This window comes from Klebsiella michiganensis, from assembly GCF_002925905.1.
Lineage (GTDB): Bacteria > Pseudomonadota > Gammaproteobacteria > Enterobacterales > Enterobacteriaceae > Klebsiella > Klebsiella michiganensis.
In genome coordinates this window covers 678305-695461 of record NZ_PRDB01000002.1, presented here as the reverse complement: position 1 = coordinate 695461, position 17157 = coordinate 678305, and the positions used below count along the sequence as shown (strand labels likewise).

Sequence of the window (17157 nt, the reverse complement as noted above, 5' to 3'; positions counted from 1 at the left end):
TGCAAAATCCCCATGCCGGTGAAGAAGGGGGGCGACTTTAGCGGATTGACGGCACTGCGACAACTGGAATTTAAAAGCAAGGCGCAGGCGGCGCGGAGCCGCTATGATTGAAGCGCTAAAAAAGGAGAAATGATGACGCTGCTACCCTGGCATTCCCCCTACGACTGGCAATGGATGTTTCATTTTCTTGGCGCGCGTACGGTGCAGGGGATTGAAACTTTTGCCGGCGACAGCTATTGCCGCAGCTTCGCCCTGAATGGCCACGCCGGACTCATCACGGTGACGCCGGATGACGCCGCGCAGGGCATGCGGGTGACGCTTTCCGCCGGGCTACAGCCGGTCGCGGAGGCGTGCCTGGCGCGGGTTGCGCGCTTATTTGATTTGTCCTGCGACCCGCAGCAGATCGCCCTGACGCTGGGAAGGCTTGCGCTGCCAAGGCCGGGGCTTCGTCTGCCGGGCTCGCTGGATGCGTTTGAACAAGCGGTACGTGCGGTGCTCGGCCAGCTGGTGAGCGTGGCCATGGCGGCAAAGCTCACCGGGAAAGTGGTGGCCGCCTTCGGGGAACCGTTGTCCGACGCGCCGGGCTTTTATCTCTTCCCGAGCGTGCAGCGGCTGGCGCAGGCCGATCCGCTGGCGCTAAAGGCGCTGGGCATGCCCCTGCGGCGCGCGGAGGCGCTGATCCACCTGGCGCAGGCGGCTATCCGCGGCGATCTCCCTCTCTCCGCGCCGGAGAATATTGACGCCGGAATAAAGCAGCTGCAGACGCTGCCCGGCATAGGCCGCTGGACGGCGAACTATTTCGCGCTGCGCGGCTGGCAGGCGCCGGATATCTTCCTGGCGGATGATTATCTGATTAAACAGCGTTTTCCCGGCATGACGCCGGCGCGGATTGCGCGCTATGTCAGCCGCTGGCACCCCTGGCGCTCGTACGCTTTACTGCATATCTGGTATACGCAAGGCTGGTCGCCGGAGGAGGAATAGACCCGGGAGGCGCTTAGCACTGGTATCGACGCGCTGAAATCCCTATAATTGCGGCGTTTGGCGGTCAACCGCCACCCTTCCTACATTCCCAGGTTAATCAGGTCGCAAAAATTTATGACTGATACGTCTCATCAGTGCGTCATTATAGGCATCGCCGGCGCATCGGCTTCGGGCAAAAGCCTTATCGCCAGTACGCTATATCGTGAATTACGTGAACAGGTCGGCGATGAACATATCGGCGTTATTCCGGAAGACAGCTATTACAAGGATCAAGGTCATCTGTCGATGGAAGAGCGTGTAAAAACCAACTATGACCACCCAAGTTCCATGGATCATAGTCTGCTGTTTCAGCATTTGCAGATGCTGAGAAGCGGCCAGCCGATAGAGTTGCCGGTGTATAGCTACGTTGAGCATACCCGTATGCCGGAAACCATCCATATTGAACCGAAGAAAGTCATCATTCTCGAAGGGATTCTGCTGCTGACCGACGCCCGCCTGCGCAACGAACTCAGTTTCTCCATTTTTGTCGACACCCCGCTGGATATCTGCCTGATGCGGCGCATCAAGCGAGACGTTAACGAGCGTGGGCGTTCGATGGATTCGGTAATGGCGCAGTACCAGAAAACGGTGCGCCCGATGTTCCTGCAGTTTATCGACCCTTCCAAACAGTATGCCGATATTATCGTGCCTCGCGGCGGTAAGAACCGTATCGCCATCGATATATTGAAGGCCAAAATCAGTCAGTTCTTTGAATAACACGAACGAATTGTGTAACGTGCAAAGAGAAGCCAATTTGCCCTTATCCCCGGAAGGCGTAGGGGCGCAATGCCTTAAAGGAGAACGTTCATGCGTCTGTGCGACCGAGATATAGAAGCCTGGTTGGATGAGGGGCGTCTGGCCATTAACCCGCGCCCGCCCGTTGAGCGCATTAACGGCGCGACGGTCGATGTTCGGCTGGGAAATAAGTTTCGGACTTTCCGCGGGCACACGGCGGGCTTTATTGACCTGAGCGGGCCTAAAGCGGAAGTCAGCGCTGCGCTGGATCGCGTGATGAGCGAAGAGATTGTTCTGCCGGATGGTGAAGCGTTCTTCCTGCATCCGGGCGAGCTGGCGCTGGCGGTGACCTTTGAATCGGTCACCCTGCCGCCGGATCTCGTCGGCTGGCTGGATGGCCGCTCTTCGCTGGCGCGTCTGGGCCTGATGGTGCACGTCACCGCGCACCGTATCGATCCGGGCTGGTCCGGCTGCATCGTACTGGAATTCTATAATTCGGGTAAGCTGCCGCTGGCGCTGCGTCCGGGGATGCTGATCGGCGCGTTAAGTTTTGAGCCGTTATCCGGGCCGGCGATGCGGCCTTATAATCGCCGCGAAGATGCGAAATATCGCGACCAGCAGGGCGCGGTAGCGAGTCGAATCGACAAGGATTGATAATTTTAGCGGTTTGCTGAGGATGCCATGAGACGAATTCTGACCACGCTGATGATCTTACTGGCGGTAGTTGTCGCCGGTCTTACCGCGCTGGTATTGCTGGTCAACCCCAACGATTTTCGCGCCTATATGGTCAAAGAGGTGGCGGATCGTAGCGGCTATCAGCTCGAGCTCAATGGGCCGCTGCGCTGGCACGTCTGGCCGCAGCTCAGTATTCTCTCAGGCCGCATGACCCTGACCGCGCCGGGTGCTGAAGAACCCGTTATTCGCGCGGATAATATGCGCCTTGACGTCGGGCTGCTGCCGCTGATCTCCCATCAGCTGCAGGTCAAGCAGGTGATGTTGAAGGGCGCGGTGATCCAGCTGACCTCCAAAACCGAAGCCGTGCGTAGCAAGGGGGCTCCGGTCGTCCCGCACGACAACACGCTGCCTCAGGTGCCGGAGGATCGCGGCTGGTCGTATGATGTCCAGAAGCTACAGATTGCCGATAGCGTGCTCTTTTTTCAGCATGAAGATGGCGAGCAGGTTACGGTGCGCGATATCCGTTTGCAGATGGAGCAGGACAGCAGCCATCGCGCCACGGTCGATTTCTCTGGCCGGGTGAACCGCGATCAGCGCGATCTGGCGCTTTCCTTCTCCGCCCAGGTGCAGGGCGGTGATTATCCTCATTCTCTGAAGGCGGATATTTCACAACTGAACTGGCAGCTTCGCGGCGCGGAGCTTCCCCCCGAAGGGATTAGCGGCCAGGCCAGCATGCAGGCCAGCTGGGTCGAGGATGCGAAAAAGCTCAGCTTCGATGGGCTGAACTTAACGGCTAACGGCAGCACCATTGCCGGCAACGGCAGCGTCGTGCTGGGCGACCAGCCTGACTGGACGCTGAACCTTCAGGCGGGCACGCTCAACCTCGATAGCCTGCTTTCTCATGCCTCCGCCTCTGGCGATAATAGCGTTAACCAGCAAGGGCAAAGCCAGAACAGGCAGCTGCGCCCGGTTATTGCGGATAACGATATTCAGCAGGATTACAACGCCCTGCGCGGGTTTAACGCCCGGCTGAACCTGACGGCTGACCAGCTGCAGTGGCGGGGAATGCACTTTACCCAGGTGAAAAGTGAAATCAGCAACCAGCAGGGGCTGCTGACGATTCACCAGATGCAGGGGAGCCTGGACGGTGGACGACTCTCGCTCCCCGGCTCGCTCGACGCGCGGGGCGCAACGCCGCATGCCTCTTTCCAGCCGCAACTCGACAACGTCGAGATCGGCTCGATTCTGAAAGCGTTTAATTATTCGATAAACCTCACCGGCAAGCTCTCGCTGACCGGCGAGTTCTCCGGCGGTAAGATCGATGCCGACGAGTTCCGCCGCAGCTGGCAGGGGCAGGCGGTAACGCAGCTCACTGATACGCGCACTGAAGGGCTCAACTTCCAGCAGCTGGTACAGCAGGCCGTCGAGCGCAGCACCAACGTTCAGGCGCAGGAAAATTACGACAATGCGACCCGACTGGATTCTGTCAGCACCGAGTTTGCGCTGAATAATGGGCTGGTCACCTTGACGCATATGCAGGGCCAATCTGACATGATGGCGCTGACCGGTCAGGGTGAGCTCAACCTGCTGAAAGAAGATTGTGATATGCTCTTCAACGTGCGGGTGCTGGGTGGCTGGAAGGGAGAGAGCAAGCTGATTGAACGACTGAAACAGACGGCGATCCCGCTGCGTATTTATGGTAACTGGCAGACGCTGAGTTACAGCCTGCAGGTTGACCAGATACTGCGTAAACAGCTGCAGGATGAGGCGAAAAAGCGGCTTAGTGAATGGGCCGAGCGCAATAAAAATACTCAGGACGGGAAGGATGTGAAGAAGCTGCTTGATAAGCTGTGAGGGTAACAGGTTGCCGTATCGGTATGATGATCCGGGGTAAACATTCCTGATGCCGTTCACTTAAGCCTTGCGTGGGGTGTCACTGAATGGATATCCAGAGGGAATATAAAGTTACCGTACGCTCATAGCGTCGGTGCTTTCTTTTTTGGGTGGTTTGGGCGAAGTGTTTTTTTGCTGCTCGCGCTGTGGAGTGTTCCGGGGAATGCCCTGTGGACTATTCCGTTCACGGTGAATCCGGGGGTTTCCTCACACCCGCTGCGTGTGAACGGCACGGGGGGCGTTTCGCCCGCCCCCCATGACCCCCGGCATTGCGCTGAAAACGGCCGCTGCGCGGTCCGCTCCACTCCGGCTTCATCTGGCGGAGCGGGCAGGACTCGACAATATGACCCCAGGCTAAATCTGGTTTGTCATCAGCTTCATATTGCTGGCGCTTTCTTTTTTCGGGTGGGTTGGGTGAATAGAGGGCTTACCGTATTATGTGGAATATTCCGGGGAATGCCCTGTGGGCTATTCCGTTCACGGTGAATCCGGGACTTTTCTCAAACCCGCTGCGTGTGAACGGCATGGGGGCGTTTCGCCCGCCCCCCATGACCCCCGGCATTGCGCTGAAAACGGCCGCTGCGCGGTCCGCTCCACGCCGGCTTCATCTGGCGGAGCGGGCAGGACTCGACATCCCTGTCTCGACCTGCCCTCTGACGGCCGTCCTGGCCGTCAGTCCTGGATGCGCGCCTGCGTTCCCGCCCGTTTTCCTGACGCGCCTGAACCCCCTTGCGGTCAGCCTGTGTTAATTCAGCAACTCCGTTATTGCTGGGTGTCTGGTTATCACGGGTTCTGGCATGAACAGCTCATATCAGATTGCTGACAAAGTACGCCCCGCTGGAACCGCCACCCGACAAGAATACGACCGCCTGGCTAAACCCGGCTTGTCATCAGCTTCATATTGCTGGTGCTTTCTTTTTTCGGGTGGGTTGGGTGAATAGGGGCTTACCGTATTATGTGGAATATTCCGGGGAATGCCCTGTGGGCTATTCCGTTCACGGTGAATCCGGGGGGGTCTCACATCCACTGCGTGTGAACGGCACGGGGCGTTTCGCCCGCCCCCCATGACCCCCGGCATTGCGCTGAAAACGGCCGCTGCGCGGTGCGCTCCACGCCGGCTTCATCTGGCGGAGCGGGCAGGACTCGACATCCCTGTCTCGACCTGCCCTCTGACGGCCGTCCTGGCCGTCAGTCCTGGATGCGCGCCTGCGTTCCCGCCCGTTTTCCTGACGCGCCTGAACCCCCTTGCGGTCAGCCTGTGTTAATTCAGCAACTCCGTTATTGCTGGGTGTCTGGTTATCACGGGTTCTGGCATGAACAGCTCATATCAGATTGCTGACAAAGTACGCCCCGCTGGAACCGCCACCCGACAAGAATACGACCGCCTGACTAAACCCGGCTTGTCATTAGCCCCATATTGCTGGCGCTTTCTTTTTTCGGGTGGGTTGGGTGAATAGGGGCTTGCCGTATTATGTGGAATATTCCGGGGAATGCCCTGTGGACTATTCAGTTCACGGTGAATCCGGGGATTTTCTCACACCCGCTGCGTGTGAACGGCACGGGGGCGTTTCGCCCGCCCCCCGTGACCCCCGGCATTGCGCTGAAAACGGCCGCTGCGCGGTTCGCTCCACGCCGGCTTCATCTGGCGGAGCGGGCAGGACTCGACATCCCTGTCTCGACCTGCCCTCTGACGGCCGTCCTGGCCGTCAGTCCTTGATGTGCGCCTGCGTTCCCGCCCGTTTTCCTGACGCGCCTGAACCCCTCGCTGCCAGCCCGCGTTAATTCAGCAACTCCGTTATTGCTGCAACTGGGCTGGTTTTTTATCTCCGGGTGTATGGATAACTATATCGCTGGACCGCTGGGGGGGAAGGACAAATCTGTCAGAAGTGGTTGTACTCAACGGCAACGCCAAAGACGCTACACTTCATAATCCGGAGCATCCTCTTCCTGCACTGGCGGTACTATCTGTACTTTTTGCACCCGATGGCTCTCTACCTGCAACGTGCGCAGAACATACCCATCAATTTTCACCTCTTCACCTTCCTGCGGGACATGTTGCAGGTATTCCATCAGCAAACCGGCAACCGTATGGTATTCACGCTTTTCATCCAGCGGGAGAGACACGTACTGAACTAAATCTTCCAGCGGCATATGGCCGTTGACCGTCCAGCTACCGTCGCTGTTTTTATGAATGTCGTGGCGGGCATCAATCTCTTCCGCTTCATTGGGCAGATTCCCGGCGATGGTTTCCATCACGTCGCTGAGCGTTACAATTCCTTCAACGGAACCAAATTCATCGACAACAAAGGCAAAATGGGTTCTGGCGTTGCGAAACTGCTCCAGTGCGGGAAGCAGAGGAAGCGTTTCCGGGAATACCAGCGGTTGACGGATCAGCACCTGCAGATTCAGCGGTTCGTTACGCAACGATTGTTGTAGAAGGTCGATCACATGCACCACACCGACCATATCGTCATCGTCATTGCCGCTGGTGACGACCAGACGAGTATGCTGATTTTTTTCCAGCAGGGCGCGGATATCATCTTCCGGCGCGCGGAGATCAATATGTTCAATATCATGGCGCGAGGTCATTATGCTGCTGACGGTGCGCTGATTGAGATTGAGCACGCGCTCAATCATTCGCCGTTCCTGAGGATTAAACAGCGAGTTTTCGTCGCGATCGACAGCCAGCGAGGCGGTATCGCTGTCCAGATCGCTGTTGTCTTTACGGCCGCTTAGCAGGTTCATTACCGCTTCGGTGGTTCTCTGGCGCAGCGTCAGGTTGGCTGAGAGAAAGCGATGGCGGTTGAAAATCGCCAGCTGATTAAAGGATTCAATCATCACCGAGAAACCGATGGCCGCGTACAGGTAGCCCTTCGGAATCGGGAAGCCGAAGCCTTCTGCTATCAGACTAAAGCCAATCATCAGCAGGAAGCTCAGACAGAGGATAACTATCGTCGGATGACTGTTAACAAAGCGGGTCAGGGCTTTACTGGCCATCAGCATCAGGCTAATGGCAATGATCACCGCCGCCATCATAACCGGCAGATGGTCAACCATCCCGACCGCGGTAATCACCGAGTCGAGGGAGAAGATGGCATCGAGCACCACAATTTGCGCGACAACACCCCAGAATCTCGCCCCTTTACGCTGGGTGGGGTTATCGCTATCTTTCCCTTCCAGTCGTTCGTTAAGCTCAACGGTGGCTTTAAAGAGCAGAAATAAACCACCGAACAGCATGATCAGGTCGCGGGCGCTAAAGCTCAGGTCATGCCAGGTCAGCAGGGGCTTAGTGAGAGTGACCAGCCAGGAAATAGAGGCCAGCAGCAGCAGGCGCATCACCATTGCTAACAGCAGGCCGGTGACGCGCGCGCGGTCACGCTGTGCCGGAGGGAGTTTTTCCGCAAGAATCGCGATAAAAACCAGGTTATCAATACCAAGTACCAGCTCAATAACGACAAGCGTTATGAGACCGGCCCAGATAGAGGGGTCGGCAATCCATTCCATAATGAGTTAAAGCCTTTACAACCGAAGAGCGCCATGCACCGATCATGAATAACCCATAGATAAAATGCAATATTTTCTGCTCTGTACCATTGGTCCGTTGGGCTGATTGCGCGTCAACCATCAAAATATTCTTCTTAGCGGTGATGAAATAACCACTTAACAATCATGGATAGTCCTTACAGTTTCAGCAATAGATGACATTTTTTAAGGCATATCTATTTTATTTTTCAATTATATCATTATTAATATTAACTAATTGGTATTATTTTAAATGAAAGGTAAAAAGTGGAGAAACAGGCTGGGTATTAATCGTTCGATTTGGTGTATGCGATGTTGTTTTCGAAAAAATTAGATTTTTATACTACTTAATGCCGTAGATTGCCGTATATCCATTTTTATGGGGCGATAATGTCAGTGTTATCCCCGTTTTTTAGAAGGGATAATGATAACGTATTGTAAATATTGAGAATATTTTTTAATCGATTGCGGGTAAGAATTTTCTTGGATCCATCTATGGGTTTGTATTCTTTACGTGTATTCTTAAATTAAACGTGTAATTTAAGAATTTGGCAGGTAGTAGGATAGATGATGGCTGTGTATCATTATGTATAAATGCCAGTGATACATACAATCTGACAGGAATCGAGATTTATAATCATACGGGTGGACAATAGATGAGCTTGAAAGCAGTGATACCAGTAGCAGGACTTGGAATGCATATGTTGCCTGCGACCAAGGCTATCCCAAAAGAGATGCTGCCGATCGTCGACAAACCAATGGTGCAGTATATCGTTGATGAAATTGTAGCTGCAGGGATCAAAGACATCGTGCTGGTCACCCATTCTTCAAAGAATGCCGTGGAAAACCATTTTGACACCTCCTATGAACTGGAAGCGTTGCTTGAACAACGCGTCAAGCGCCAACTGCTGGCGGAGGTTCAGGCAATTTGCCCGCCAGGCGTCACCATCATGAACGTGCGGCAGGGGCAGCAGCTTGGATTAGGCCACTCGATCCTGTGCGCGCGTCCGATTATTGGCGACAACCCGTTTGTGGTTGTGCTGCCGGATATCATCCTTGATGACGCCAGCGCCGATCCGCTGCGCTATAACCTTGCCGCGATGGTGGCGCGTTTCAACGAAACGGGCCGTAGCCAGGTTCTGGCAAAACGTATGGAAGGCGATCTCTCCGAGTACTCCGTTATTCAGACTCAAGATGTACTGGAATCTCCCGGGCAGATTGCACGCATCGTTGAGTTTATCGAAAAACCGGATGAGCCGCAGACGCTGGAGTCCGATCTGATGGCTGTGGGCCGCTATGTGCTTTCCGCCGATGTATGGCCTGAGCTTGAACGTACCGAGCCTGGCGCCTGGGGACGTATTCAATTAACCGATGCTATCGCTGAGTTGGCGAAAAAACAGTCAGTTGATGCCATGCTAATGACTGGCGAAAGCTACGACTGCGGTAAAAAAATGGGCTACATGCAGGCCTTTGTTAACTACGGGTTGCGTAACAATAAAGAAGGGGCGAAATTCCGCGAGAGTATTAAAAAATTGTTAGCGTAATGTGCTGCTGTGGATTTTTTGTTTATGAAAATAGATGGTTGCGGCAATCTCGTCAATAAGTAAGGGTGTTTCCCTCCGTTTATTACGTTGATCTGTCGTGGTGTTTTTTTAATTTTTTGTTTTAATTTAATGGGTTAGATTTTATTTTGTTATGTTGTATTGTTTTATTATACGAAGCACGTCAGGAGACTTCTGGTCGTCAGACGGGGGCATGATGGAATGGTCGGACTAGCTGAATTTTAGCCTTTGCTAATAATTAGTTACTCAGATTCTTCTTAGATAAATAAGCGGCGATCGGGCTACGATATAAAAATAAAACTTGACTGAGATCATATTTGGACATTAAACAACGGTAACGCATGCATAAAAATGTGAAATTACTGAATGTGTATATCTTAAATGATTCGGGTTGCAGGACAGGTGCTTGTGTCTTGAACTGCGCTGGCCCTGTAGGGGCGATGCCGCAGTCCGAGTAATAAAGCCAACGCACATGCAACTTGAAGTATGACGGGTATATACCCCTATAGATGTCGCGGAAAAACGTTACAGAGCAGAGAGCGTCAAAGGATGAAAGGTAAATGAACTGGCAGCTTGTCACTTTTTTTGGCGATAGTACCGTACTGTTACCCAGTGCGGCCGTGTTGTTTATCGTCCTTTTTCAGCGAAAAGATTCAAAGCAGGCGGCCTGGCGCTGGGCGCTGCTGTTCGGTATCACTGGCGCGATTGTTTGCGCATCAAAACTGGCATTTATGGGTTGGGGGATGGGCATTCGCGAGCTGGACTTTACCGGCTTTAGCGGGCACACGGCGCTTTCCACTGCTTTTTGGCCAATTCTCTTGTGGCTACTGTGCGCACGAGCAACATCTGTCTTTCGTTTTGCTTCGGTCATCGTGGGTTATGCATTAGCCGGGCTGGTAGGTTACTCACGATTAATGATCCATGCCCATTCAAGCTCAGAGGTGATTGCCGGTTTTTTGCTGGGTGCTGCGGGAAGCGCGTTGTTCCTGCTGATGCAGTCGCGTGTTAGCGGTACTCATACCTTAAAGCTGTCATGGGGAAGCCTGGCAAGCGTGGTTATAATCCCGGCGCTGTTGTTGAATACGGGGGCGAAAGCGCCAACTCAATCTCTATTAAGTGAGATTGCGGTAAAGCTTGGACCACTGGAAAAACCGTTTACCAGAGCTGATTTGCATAAGCGTTTTTATTGACTCAGGTGATGCAGGCAATCGTGAAAGGGGTGGGCAACCGTACTTTTTATGTTCACATTGTAAGCAGCACTGTACGCAATATGGGAAATGATGATGCAAGTGTCCAGGTTAGTACGGTTTCATAATCATGAAATAGAACAGTAATATGATATTTTGTGCAATATTCAGCGGATATGATAATCAACCAGGATATATCCTAAATAATTTTTTGCGCTAAGTCTCAAATTTATTAATGATAACAACATACTGGCATGACTTTTCTTACTATTAAATTTTGGAGTTGACTAATTATCATTATTTTGAAAGTGGCTTAGCACTGTTTTTGGGGGTAAAAAACCACTAAAATCATGTTGTTATGATTTTAGTGCCGTTGGGCGTAAGTTATGCTTATACGTCCCTGACGAGAAAATATTGTTTCAGGGCGATCTGTTCATATCGTTGGTTATGCCGTGAATAATTTAAGATTAGGCTCCCAATTAAGAGCGGAATCTCGTAAACTTGTTGCCGCGAAATTGATGGCTTTGATGAGTGAACTGCTGATTGTCTGAAATCTGTGGTTGAATTTAAATGGAAAGAAGTACAGTGCATTGGTTGCTGTTAAGCCAAGGGCGGTAGCGTACATGCTGGCGGACGTTTTCTGTTTATCATATATCATGCGGCAGAAATCCCTGGAATGGCCTTCCTGTCGGTGATTATCCCTACAACCTGTATACCCAAAATAATTCGACTTGCAGGCAGGCGGCAAGCGAGTCAATCCCCAGGAGCATAGATAACTATGTGATTGGGGTGAACGACAAATCTGTCCGGAACAGATTTGAACGCCGTGTAGCGGCGGCCCGTAAGGGCGAGACTCATGGATGAGCCGAGTAACAAAGCCAACACACCTGAAACTTGAAGTATGACGAGTATAGAACAAGAAAAACCGCAGGCCCCCTGCGCTATGGAATGGCCTTCAATAACGATTTCGCCTACATTGTGTACTGCAGGTGGATTTATAAGCTGAAAGCGGATTATGGTATGAGCGCTGAATAGCGCTTATGCCCGGTTTGCCGTAGCCAGAATAAAACCTGCAGACCGAACATACTTAAGGCTGGCGTCAGAGGGCGCTGCTCTATCAGTGTCCCCTTTGTCGCGTTGGCTCGCGGAAACGGGGCTTTAAATGGATCTTGTACAATGATAAAAATTGCGCGAATTGCACTCGCATTAGGGCTGCTCTCTTCTGCCAGCTCGCTTGCTTATGCCTCCGGGTTAGTGATGAATGACAATGAACTGCGTAACGATCTGGCGTGGCTCTCCGATCGCGGCGTTATTCGCCTCAGCCTGTCGACCTGGCCCCTGAGTCAGGAAGAGATTAGTCGGGCGCTTAAGAAAGCAAAACCCTCCTACTCGTCTGAACAGGTCGTTCTGGCAAGAATCAACCAGCGCCTCGATTCTGTGAAAGCGGATTTTCGCGTGAGCGGCTATACCTCAACGGATAAGCCCGGCACGCCGCAGGGGTTTGGTCAGAACCAGCCTGCAGACAGCTCTCTATCTCTTGCCTTTAATAACAGCGGCGAATGGTGGGATGTTCACCTGCAAGGGAACGTTGAAGGCGACGAGCGCATCAGCAACGGTTCACGTTTTAATGCTAACGGCGCATACGGAGCGGTGAAGTTCTGGAACCAGTGGCTTTCTTTTGGACAGATGCCGCAGTGGTGGGGGCCAGGTTATGAAGGCAGCCTGATCCGCGGTGACGCCGCGCGTCCGATGACCGGCTTTTTAATGCAGCGCGCCGAACAGGCCGCGCCGGAAACCTGGTGGCTGCGCTGGATTGGCCCGTGGCAGTATCAGATTTCCGCCAGCCAGATGAATCAATATACCGCCGTGCCGCACACCAAAATTATCGGCGGCCGTCTGACGTTCTCTCCGTTCCAGTCTCTTGAATTAGGCGCTTCACGCATTATGCAGTGGGGCGGGGAGGGGAGACCTGAAGGGCTTAGCAGCTTCTGGGATGGCTTTACCGGGCAGGATAATACCGGGACGGATAATGAACCGGGCAACCAACTGGCAGGCTTTGATTTTAAATTTAAGCTAGAGCCTACGCTTGGATGGCCGATTAGCGTCTATGGACAAATGATCGGTGAGGATGAGGCAGGCTTTTTACCCTCGGCGAACACTTTCCTTGGAGGAATTGAAGGCCACCATGGCTGGGGCAAAGATGCGGTTAACTGGTACGTTGAAGCGCACGATACGCGTTCTAATATGAGCCGTACTAATTATGTTTATACACACCATATTTACAAGGGTGGGTATTATCAGCAGGGTTATCCGCTAGGGGATGCGATGGGAGGCGATGGTCGGCTCTTTGCCGGTAAAGTTGAACTGGTCACGGAGGATAACCAGCGCTGGAGCGCACGCCTGGCGTATGCCAGGGTAAACCCCGAAAATCAGTCAATTAATAAAGCGTTTCCCCGCTCGGATACATTAAAAGGTGTGCAACTGGGCTGGAGTGGCGATGTGTACAAATCGGTACGACTGAACACCTCGCTCTGGTATACCGATGCGGACAGCAGTGACAGTGATGATGTGGGTGCAAGTGCAGGGATCGAAATCCCCTTTAATTTATAGCCTTAACACAGCGGCTAAAAATAGACTGTTGTTAGGGAATGCGAAACTTTTGGTTTACTGATGATATGACATTATGAAGAAAAAAATGGTTAGATTTTCGGCATTGGCATTAGCAATAGGGGTTTTGTCAGCTTGTACCATTATGCCGGGGCAGGGGCTAAATAGCCTGCGGAAGAATGTAGTTGAGCTACCGGATAGCGATTATGACCTGGATAAGCTGGTGAATGTTTATCCGATGACGCCGGGTCTTGTTGAGCAGCTTCGCCCGGAAACAATATTGGCAAGGCCCAACCCAGAATTGGATAAATTATTAAATAGCTATGAGTATCGTATTGGCGTGGGGGATGTACTGATGGTCACCGTGTGGGATCATCCAGAGCTGACAACCCCTGCAGGCCAGTACCGTAGCGCCAGCGATACCGGCAACTGGGTAAATTCTGACGGCACTATTTTCTATCCTTATATTGGCAAGGTTCAGGTGGCGGGTAAAACCCTCAGCCAGGTGCGCCAGGAGATTGCCAGCCGCTTAACCACCTATATTGAAAGCCCACAGGTGGATGTGAGTATCGCGGCATTTCGTTCGCAGAAAGCCTATGTCACCGGAGAAGTTTCCAAATCAGGCCAACAGCCAATTACCAATATTCCTCTCACCGTAATGGATGCCATCAACGCGGCAGGTGGGCTAGCTGAGAATGCTGACTGGCGAAATGTGGTGCTGACGCATAATGGTAAGGATACCAAAATCTCGCTGTATGCTTTGATGCAGAAAGGTGATTTAACCCAAAACCGTCTGCTTTATCCTGGCGATATTCTGTTTGTGCCGCGTAATGACGATCTCAAAGTCTTCGTTATGGGTGAAGTGGGTAAACAGAGCACTCTTAAAATGGACCGTAGCGGCATGACTGTTGCCGAAGCGTTAGGAAATGCAGAGGGAATGTCGCAAGCATTCAGCGATGCGACGGGTGTGTTTGTTATTCGCCAGTTGAAGGGAGACAAGCAGGGTAAGATTGCCAATATCTATCAGCTCAATGCGCAGGATGCCTCGGCGATGGTACTGGGGACAGAGTTCCAGCTACAGCCATATGATATCGTCTATGTCACTACTGCACCGTTGGTACGTTGGAATCGTGTAATTTCGCAGTTGGTACCGACCATTACCGGGGTTCATGATATGACTGAGACTGTTCGTTACATTAAGAGATGGCCAAACTAATGTTTGATTCAATTTTAGTTGTATGTACGGGAAATATCTGTCGTTCACCGATTGGTGAACGGTATCTACGCCGGGCATTGCCCAATAAAAAAATTGAGTCAGCGGGTACCGGTGCTTTGGTTGGTCATAGCGCTGATGATAGCGCGATAAGGATTGCGGAAAAGCACGGTATTTCATTAGCGGGACATCAAGGACGGCAATTTACCTCGGCGCTTGGTCGTCAGTATGAGTTGATTCTGGTAATGGAAAAATCTCATCTTGAACAAATTGGACGGATTGCTCCCGAAGTGAGAGGCAAAACGATGCTGTTCGGTCAATGGTTAAACCAAAAGGAAATCCCCGATCCTTATCGAAAAAGCGATGAAGCATTTGCTTCAGTATATCAGTTAATTGAGCAGGCTGGCTTACGCTGGGTCGAAAAGTTAGGCGCATAATTATCAGGAATCATTGCATGTCATCAGTTAAAAACAGAGCCGTCGAGAAAGAGGCGGATGAAATCGACTTAGGGCGTCTGGTCGGGGAACTTATTGACCACAGGAAGCTCATTATCTCCGTTACTTCGCTATTTACGCTAATTGCGCTTCTGTATGCACTATTCGCGACTCCTATCTACCAGGCCGATGCACTGTTACAGGTAGAGCAAAAACAGGGAAATGCGATTCTTAATAGTCTGAGCCAGATGTTGCCTGATAGCCAGCCGCAATCGGCGCCGGAAATAGCGTTGTTGCAGTCGCGTATGATTCTGGGAAAAACGGTCGATGATCTCAATTTACAGGCTCGGGTAGAACAGGATTATTTCCCCTTACTGGGTAAAGGCTGGGCACGGTTAACCGGTAAACAACCGGGTAGTTTGGCAGTAAGCAGACTCTATTTACCATCGGATAGTGGCCAGGATATTCCCAAGCTGGAGCTAACCGTAAAGGATAAAAACCATTACAACGTGACTTTTAACGATAAGCAGATGTCGGGAGAGGTTGGTGTTCTACTGGATAGTAATGGTATTGCTCTTAAGGTTGATAATATTGATGCAGAGCCTGGTGCAACATTTATCATTTCTTATGTGAGTAAACTGAAGGCGATTACAGATTTACAAGAGACGTTAGCAGTAGCCGATCAGGGGAAAGATACCGGGATTTTAAATCTGTCATTAACGGGTCCGGACCCACTGCTACTGGAGAAAATACTCAATAGCATCAGTAGTAATTATCTGGCGCAAAATGTGGCGCGCCAGGCGGCGCAGGACGCAAAGAGCCTGGAGTTTCTTAATGAGCAGTTACCTAAAGTACGCAATGATTTAGATATTGCGGAAGATAAGCTAAACCAATATCGCCGACAGAAAGATTCTGTCGATCTCTCTTTAGAAGCAAAATCGGTTCTTGAGCAGATAGTCAATGTCGATAATCAGTTAAATGAACTAACGTTCCGCGAGTCAGAGATTTCACAGCTGTATACGAAAGAACATCCAACGTATAAAGCATTAATGGAGAAACGCAAGACTTTGCAGGATGAAAAGGCAAAGCTTAATCAACGTGTTTCAGGAATGCCAAAAACCCAGCAGGATATATTGCAATTAAGCCGTGATGTTGATTCAGGGCAAGCGGTTTATATGCAACTTTTAAACCGCCAGCAGGAGCTTAATATAGCTAAATCCAGCGCCATCGGTAATGTGCGTATTATTGATAATGCTGTAGCTCAGCCTAAACCGGTAAAACCCAAGAAGGTTATAATTTTATTAGTGGGCATTATCTTGGGCGGAATGGTATCTGTCGGACTGGTGTTGTTGAGAGTGTTCTTGCGTCGGGGAATTGAAAGCCCGGAACAACTGGAAGAGCTAGGCATTAACGTTTATGCCAGTATACCTGTTTCAGAAACCTTTGCTAAAAGAAGCGTGCAGTCTCTGAGGTTGAAGAAAAAAGCGGATGGTGAATACGAAAGTTTCCTGGCAGTTGAAAATCCAGCGGATTTAGCGATCGAGGCTATCCGTGGTTTACGTACCAGTCTGCATTTTGCGATGATGGAAGCACGGAACAATGTTCTGATGATTTCCGGGGCCAGTCCTAATGCGGGGAAAACGTTTGTCAGTTCTAACCTTGCGGCGGTAATAGCGCAGACGGGGCAGAAGGTCCTGTTTATTGATATGGATATGCGAAAAGGATACACCCATAATTTATTTAAGTTAAATAATGATAATGGGCTTTCCGATATTCTGTCTGGGAAAATTGATAATGGTAAGGCAATAAAGTCTGTTTCAAACGCAGGTTTTGATTATATTTCTCGAGGTGTCGTTCCACCTAATCCGGCAGAGTTATTAATGCACCGACGCTTGGGTGAACTCCTAACTTGGGCAAGTCAGCATTATGATATTGTTATACTAGATACTCCTCCGATATTAGCCGTAACGGATGCGGCGATTATCGGTCATTATGTTGGTACGACATTAATGATCGCTCGGTTTGAGCAGAACACAACCAAAGAAATCGAAGTCAGTTTTAAACGTTTTGAGCAAAGTGGTATTGTGGTTAAAGGCTGTATCCTGAATGGTATAGTGAAAAAAGCCAGTAGCTATTATGGCTATGGATATAGCCACTATGGATATAGCCACTATGGATATTCTTATACTGACAAGAAGTAAATGACATAAGCCGGTTCATTAATGATCCGGCTTATCAGTTTTTCTCAGTAATTTTATAACATCCACTGTTAATTATAATATATAGAAGATTATATATTGAGAGGGAAT

At 51.1% G+C, this 17157-nt stretch carries 11 protein-coding genes; 10 read left to right on the top strand and 1 reads right to left on the bottom strand.

All coding sequences use genetic code 11. The features are described from left to right. Positions 1-132 precede the first annotated feature (132 nt). The 4 genes from alkA (at position 133) to asmA (ending at position 4284) form a co-directional block, all read left to right on the top strand. Complete coding sequence (gene alkA / locus CDA56_RS10385; protein WP_104011344.1) at positions 133-981, top strand: DNA-3-methyladenine glycosylase 2; 849 nt, start codon at positions 133-135, stop codon at positions 979-981. A gap of 114 nt (positions 982-1095) precedes the next feature. Next, complete coding sequence (udk, locus tag CDA56_RS10380) at positions 1096-1737, top strand: uridine kinase (protein ID WP_004122537.1); 642 nt, start codon at positions 1096-1098, stop codon at positions 1735-1737. 90 nt (positions 1738-1827) lie between these two features. Continuing rightward, positions 1828-2409 (top strand): dCTP deaminase, encoded by a 582-nt coding sequence (gene dcd, locus CDA56_RS10375; protein WP_004852489.1) that lies wholly within the window; start codon positions 1828-1830, stop codon positions 2407-2409. A 27-nt stretch (positions 2410-2436) separates the two neighbouring features. Next, on the top strand, positions 2437-4284 hold the full coding sequence (asmA, locus tag CDA56_RS10370; RefSeq protein WP_104011343.1) for an outer membrane assembly protein AsmA: 1848 nt from the start codon (positions 2437-2439) through the stop codon (positions 4282-4284). A 1956-nt stretch (positions 4285-6240) separates the two neighbouring features. Here asmA and CDA56_RS10365 read toward each other — a convergent pair. Next, a complete protein-coding gene (locus tag CDA56_RS10365; RefSeq protein WP_104011342.1) occupies positions 6241-7827 on the bottom strand; it encodes a TerC family protein in 1587 nt (528 codons plus the stop codon). Positions 7828-8501: 674 nt separating this feature from the next. Here CDA56_RS10365 and galF point away from each other — a divergent pair. The 6 genes from galF (at position 8502) to CDA56_RS10330 (ending at position 17049) form a co-directional block, all read left to right on the top strand. Then, on the top strand, positions 8502-9389 hold the full coding sequence (gene galF, locus CDA56_RS10360) for a UTP--glucose-1-phosphate uridylyltransferase GalF (protein ID WP_104011341.1): 888 nt from the start codon (positions 8502-8504) through the stop codon (positions 9387-9389). A 578-nt stretch (positions 9390-9967) separates the two neighbouring features. Then, a complete protein-coding gene (locus CDA56_RS10355; RefSeq protein WP_104011340.1) occupies positions 9968-10597 on the top strand; it encodes a phosphatase PAP2 family protein in 630 nt (209 codons plus the stop codon). A gap of 1173 nt (positions 10598-11770) precedes the next feature. Further along, entirely contained in the window at positions 11771-13204 is a 1434-nt protein-coding gene (locus CDA56_RS10345) for a capsule assembly Wzi family protein (protein WP_104011338.1), read from the top strand. A 73-nt stretch (positions 13205-13277) separates the two neighbouring features. Continuing rightward, a complete protein-coding gene (locus CDA56_RS10340; RefSeq protein WP_104011337.1) occupies positions 13278-14417 on the top strand; it encodes a polysaccharide export protein in 1140 nt (379 codons plus the stop codon). After that, positions 14417-14851 (top strand): arsenate reductase/protein-tyrosine-phosphatase family protein, encoded by a 435-nt coding sequence (locus CDA56_RS10335; RefSeq protein WP_104011355.1) that lies wholly within the window; start codon positions 14417-14419, stop codon positions 14849-14851. The genes CDA56_RS10340 and CDA56_RS10335 overlap by 1 nt, the downstream gene beginning before the upstream one ends. A gap of 17 nt (positions 14852-14868) precedes the next feature. Continuing rightward, the gene (locus CDA56_RS10330; RefSeq protein WP_104011336.1) at positions 14869-17049 is read left to right on the top strand and encodes a polysaccharide biosynthesis tyrosine autokinase; all 2181 of its coding nucleotides are present in this window, start codon (positions 14869-14871) and stop codon (positions 17047-17049) included. Positions 17050-17157 lie beyond the last annotated feature (108 nt).

Bases quoted from the DNA above. Each gene is read 5' to 3' on its own strand.
- asmA (WP_104011343.1), top strand. From the start codon at position 2,437: ATGAGACGAATTCTGACCACGCTGATGATCTTACTGGCGGTAGTTGTC.
- CDA56_RS10330 (WP_104011336.1), top strand. From the start codon at position 14,869: ATGTCATCAGTTAAAAACAGAGCCGTCGAGAAAGAGGCGGATGAAATC.
- alkA (WP_104011344.1), top strand. From the start codon at position 133: ATGACGCTGCTACCCTGGCATTCCCCCTACGACTGGCAATGGATGTTT.
- CDA56_RS10365 (WP_104011342.1), bottom strand. From the start codon at position 7,827: ATGGAATGGATTGCCGACCCCTCTATCTGGGCCGGTCTCATAACGCTT.
- dcd (WP_004852489.1), top strand. From the start codon at position 1,828: ATGCGTCTGTGCGACCGAGATATAGAAGCCTGGTTGGATGAGGGGCGT.
- galF (WP_104011341.1), top strand. From the start codon at position 8,502: ATGAGCTTGAAAGCAGTGATACCAGTAGCAGGACTTGGAATGCATATG.
- CDA56_RS10355 (WP_104011340.1), top strand. From the start codon at position 9,968: ATGAACTGGCAGCTTGTCACTTTTTTTGGCGATAGTACCGTACTGTTA.
- CDA56_RS10345 (WP_104011338.1), top strand. From the start codon at position 11,771: ATGATAAAAATTGCGCGAATTGCACTCGCATTAGGGCTGCTCTCTTCT.
- udk (WP_004122537.1), top strand. From the start codon at position 1,096: ATGACTGATACGTCTCATCAGTGCGTCATTATAGGCATCGCCGGCGCA.
- CDA56_RS10335 (WP_104011355.1), top strand. From the start codon at position 14,417: ATGTTTGATTCAATTTTAGTTGTATGTACGGGAAATATCTGTCGTTCA.
- CDA56_RS10340 (WP_104011337.1), top strand. From the start codon at position 13,278: ATGAAGAAAAAAATGGTTAGATTTTCGGCATTGGCATTAGCAATAGGG.